The 4,342-nt window shown below is 71.3% G+C and carries 4 protein-coding genes; all 4 read right to left on the minus strand.

Going from position 1 to position 4,342, the window contains the following annotated elements:
* Positions 1-197: 197 nt before the first annotated feature.
* From IRZ30_RS15960 to IRZ30_RS15975, 4 genes are read right to left on the minus strand one after another with little or no spacing between them, the layout of a single operon-like run.
* Entirely contained in the window at positions 198-755 is a 558-nt protein-coding gene (locus tag IRZ30_RS15960) for a J domain-containing protein (RefSeq protein ID WP_294086563.1), read from the minus strand.
* A gap of 32 nt (positions 756-787) precedes the next feature.
* Positions 788-2,650: a type IV secretion system DNA-binding domain-containing protein gene (locus tag IRZ30_RS15965; RefSeq protein WP_294086564.1), complete on the minus strand. Its 1,863-nt coding sequence runs from the start codon at positions 2,648-2,650 to the stop codon at positions 788-790.
* On the minus strand, positions 2,647-3,468 hold the full coding sequence (locus IRZ30_RS15970) for a hypothetical protein (protein WP_294086566.1): 822 nt from the start codon (positions 3,466-3,468) through the stop codon (positions 2,647-2,649). The genes IRZ30_RS15965 and IRZ30_RS15970 overlap by 4 nt, the downstream gene beginning before the upstream one ends.
* Positions 3,465-4,184, minus strand: a complete 720-nt coding sequence (locus tag IRZ30_RS15975) for a hypothetical protein (protein ID WP_294086569.1) — start codon at positions 4,182-4,184, stop codon at positions 3,465-3,467. Before IRZ30_RS15975 ends, IRZ30_RS15970 begins: the two co-directional genes overlap by 4 nt.
* Positions 4,185-4,342 lie beyond the last annotated feature (158 nt).

Below are 4,342 nucleotides of genomic sequence, written 5' to 3' on the forward strand. Positions count from 1 at the left end.
AATCTACCTACGCCGGAACCCCCCCGGCCGCAAGGGACCCCAAAGGGGACCCCCCCTTGCGGCCGGGGAGAACCCGGCGTAGGGGCGAGCCTGCCGCCCGAGGAGATGACCACCAGGACCGGGCTGTGACGCACTGGCGTCCACACAGCACAGAGCCCGCCGGGCGCAGGGTTCCCGGCGGGCTCTGTAGTGCTGGATCACTTGTAGGGGCGCTCCTCGCTGTACCCCTCGGCGTTTGCCCTGGCCTTCAGCCAGGCGGTGACCTGGCGCAGGCCTTCGGCGGTCGCGGAGCGGGTGTCCACGCCGAACCAGGTGATCGGCTTCGCGGCCCGGCGGCCCGCCTCCCGCCACAGCCACCACAGCCACCAGGAGGCGACGTAGCCGGAGAACACCGCCGGGAACTGCCAGCTAATTCCGACCGAGGCGGCCTCGCGGAACAGCTGCCACAGCAGCAGCGCCACCAGGGCGCCGACCACGAGCACCACCAGCACCCGGACCAGCCGCCCCGAGGTACGCCACCGCCACCAGGTGTGCGAGCCGAGCATGTCTGTGCTGCCAGACGGCGGCGCGGCGTAGTCCTGGCCGTGGGTGAGCAGCAGCGCGTACGCGGCCTCCAGCTCGTCCCACGCCTCCCGGGAGCCGCCCCGGTCCGGGTGAACCTCAGCGGCCTTCCGGCGGTAGGCGGCGTGCAGCTCCTCGTCGGTGTACCGCGCGGGCGGAAGGCCGATCACCGAGAATGCGTCCCGTACGGTCATGCTGCTCAGTCTCGTGAGAACCCCTCGTGCTGTCATCGCAGACCACCGTCCCATTCGAGATCCTGATCTGCTGCGGCGGTCACGGACGACAGCCCAGCCTCCAGCTCCGCTACCGGCAGCCGGTTGCCCCGGGTCACCACGCTCAGCTGATGCCGGGTGATCGCGGCCCGAGCCGGGTTCGGCAGCGGCAGCAGCGCGTCATCGGCCAGGTTCGGCATGGACACCACGCCCCACACGGCGCGGCCGCCGTGGATGTAGACCACCGAGCCCGGGTGCTTGCTCATGGCGCGGACCCAGTCCGGGTCCACCACCATGCTCCGCTGGGCTCGTCCGGTGCCCTCATCGCCCCACCAGCCGCTTTCCATGCGGTGCGTGCCGGTCTCCACCAGGATCCCGGTGCCGCCACGCGCTGCGAGCTGCTCAGGGTCGTTGGTGGCCATCTGCAGGATGCCCCCGGCCGCCGCGGCGATCACCCGGCCGCGGTCGTCGTTGGTCGCACCCAGGCCGTACCAGGACTGCGCTGCGATGACCACCGCCGTGCCGAGCGAGCGGGACCGCTCCATCAGTTCCGCGATGGACACCCGCTCCGCGACCGCCGAGAACTCATCGAGCACGAACAGGACCCGACGCGAGTTGCCGTCCAGGTCACCGCGTACCGCCAGGTCCGTGACCAGCTCCACGACAGCCTGAGCCTGCGCCCCAGCAGTGCGGGTGTTCGCGGTGCCCTCCACGGTCAGGCACACCGCGTCGAAGTCGCCCAGGTGCCGGCCGCTGTCCAGCGTGCGGCCCAGCCGGCGGAACAACCCCCGGTACGTGGCGGCGATCCCCGCGAAGTGCTGCCGATTCTCCCGGATCGACTCCAGCTCGCTCGGGTACCCGTCCCAAGCGTCGGCCAGCCACTCGCTGTTGAGCCGCTTCACGAAGTCCACCGACGAGACCGGCGGTCCCGCCTTCGGGGCGCACACCGCCAGGTACACCAGCTCGTCACGCATCGCGTCGTAGAACGGGTGCGCGGCCTTGACCATCTCCACCAAGACCTCGCACAGCCGCTCCGGCGGCAGGCTCCACAGGTCCAACCGGACCTCGGACGGCCACAGCCCTATCCGGCCCGAGGCGATCCCCAGCGCCCGGCACATCTCGTAGAACTTGCGTGCGGTGGCCTCCCCGTCGCTGCCGCCCTTGCAGTCGAGGAAAATGAGGAGGGGCCTGTCTGCGCCATCGTGGACATGGCGCAGCCAGGCTCCCTCCAGGTAGGCCCGCATCAGCCGCAGCAGCAGCACGGTCTTGCCCACACCCGGCTCCCCGACCACCACCAGGTGCCGGTTGATCGCGTCCTGCTCGATCACCAACAATCGGGCGTCGTGCGGCAGCGTCGACAGCGAGCCCACGCCCTCCGTGACCAGGGCAGCCCGACCCAGCACCGGGTCACCCGTGCGGCTCAGCGTGGGTACCAGGCCCGGCCGCCGCGCCTCACCGCGAGCGCGCCGCATCGCGCGAGCCCACTGCCGGTGCCGCCACGCCCCAGCTCGCCGGGGGTTCCTGATCCCGCCGTGCTCGGCGCGGTACCAGATCGACCACCAGGCCACCGCGCCGATGGTGACGCCCAGGGCAACGATCATCGGCAGCAGCGGCACCAGGGCGAGCCCCTGTGACCAGCCGTCCTCGGCAGCCACCACCCGGACCGCCTGGTCCCACGCTGCTACCGGTGACAGCCCGATCGGCCACCACAGCACGCCCACAGGGGCCCACGCGCCGAGCACCACGAACCGTGCCCGCAGCGGTGACCAACCCCGGTACCAGGCCCACGCCACCACCAGTAGCGCCAGCACCGTGACCGGCAGCAGCAGCAGCGCGACGACTCCGGCGCCGATCAGCGCTCCCTCTCGCCACCTCATCGCCGCTCACCGCCCCGGATCAGCGCGAGAGCCTGCTCAGCCGCCAGCGCTGCCGCCACCGGCACGTAGCCCGCGATCAGCGGCGGAATCCAGCTCCACAACTGCGCACTCTGCGCACTCTCGGTGTCCACGCCGAACCAGCGCGCCGCGATGTTCGCCGCTACCGTAGCCGTGCCACCTACCAGTAGCGCCAGCACCGGGCGTACGCCCACTCTGTCGCCGCGTCGGGACCGCACCCACGCGGTCACCAGGCCGGTCATCAGCAGCCCATCGGCGGTCAGTGGCAGCAGCCACGCCAGCGCGCCGCTCATGCCTGCCGTCCGGCCCAGCGCCGCGACCTCCACGTACGAGATCACCAGCGCGGCAGCCGTCGCCACGAACGCGGCAGACCCGGCAGCCCACTTCGCGGCCACCGGCACAGGCCCGGCCTGCCGCTCCTGCCGGTCCCGGGTCAGCCACGCGATAGCGGCACTGCTGACCACCTTGCGAGCCGTACTCGCCACGTCCCGCAGGCCCGGATCGGCTGCCGCTTCCTGCCGCTCGGTCTGCCGGTCTGCCGCCACATCTGCCGGAGCCGCGTGGACCGGCTCCGAACCGGGCGTGACCGGCAGTTGATCTTCCGGATCGGTCAGGCCGTACTCGTGCCGGATCTCGCGGATTCGTTCCCGGCCCCACCGTTCCGACCGCCCGAACTGGCGGCCGACTGCCGCTCCTGCCGGTAGCGGCTGCCGCTCCTCCACCATCTGCCGCAGCCACTGCCGCGCCCGCTGCGCCTCGGCCGAGTCCGAGCGGTATCCGTTCACTTGCGTCGCTGTCACTGTCCCTCCTCGAAGTCGATCAGCCGCACCTTGTCCATCGCGCCCGGCGGCAGCTGCCGGCGTTTCTTCTCGATCACGTGCTGCATCAGCGGGCGAGCCCGCCGGGAGACGACGTAGAGCACTTCGTCGTAGCCGTCCTGCTTCAGCCGCCCCACGATCTCCTCGGCCCGGGCCTCGCTCTTGGGCGTCAGCTCTACCTCCACGGCGGCGCGCCGCTGGAACGGGACCCCTTCCGTGCTCACCGCGATGTACTCGATCACCGCGTCAGGAACGTGCTGCCGCTGGGCAGCCGACCCAAGCCGCGAGCCCAGCTCGTAGCGCAGGGCGCGCTCGGACACCCAGCTCAGCTCGCGGTCGGCGTACCGCTCCTCAAGCCGCAGCCGGGTCTCGATCACCGCTCGGGTGTGCTCGAGTCGAGCCTGCGACGGCGGCCGCTCCTGGTATGGGTACCGACCAAACCGCTCGATCCCTGCCCGCGTCGCCCACAGCCACATCGGGCCGCCGAAGTACTCCGTGCTCACCCAACCGGCCCGCCGCCAGCGATAGATCATCTGCCGCGTCGCGCCGTCCGACGTGCCAACCAGGCGTCGCAGCAGATCGAACGGCATGCCATACATCTCGACCACCCACGACATGCCCAGCACATCTCGCGCTGTAGCTCGCGGTCGCCCAGCGTCGACCCGCCCGCGCCGCTGTCGGGGTGTCTCCATCGTCATGACTTGCCCCTCCTCGAGTAGGACCGGCGGCCACGGCCGCCGCTCTGACGGCGCTTCACGCGCCACATCGCCCGACGCGCTTCACGCCAGACGAAGAACGCATTGGCCGCCAAGCTCACGCCAAGCCCAACAGCCCACCACGCACTCACACCCACCCC

Origin of the sequence: Sphaerobacter sp., from assembly GCF_019683595.1 — a bacterium.
Taxonomy (GTDB): domain Bacteria; phylum Chloroflexota; class Chloroflexia; order Thermomicrobiales; family Thermomicrobiaceae; genus Sphaerobacter.

Excerpts from the sequence above, each read along its gene's own strand:
- IRZ30_RS15960 (WP_294086563.1), bottom strand. The coding sequence starts at position 755 with ATGACCGTACGGGACGCATTCTCGGTGATCGGCCTTCCGCCCGCGCGG.
- IRZ30_RS15975 (WP_294086569.1), bottom strand. The coding sequence starts at position 4,184 with ATGACGATGGAGACACCCCGACAGCGGCGCGGGCGGGTCGACGCTGGG.
- IRZ30_RS15965 (WP_294086564.1), bottom strand. The coding sequence starts at position 2,650 with ATGAGGTGGCGAGAGGGAGCGCTGATCGGCGCCGGAGTCGTCGCGCTG.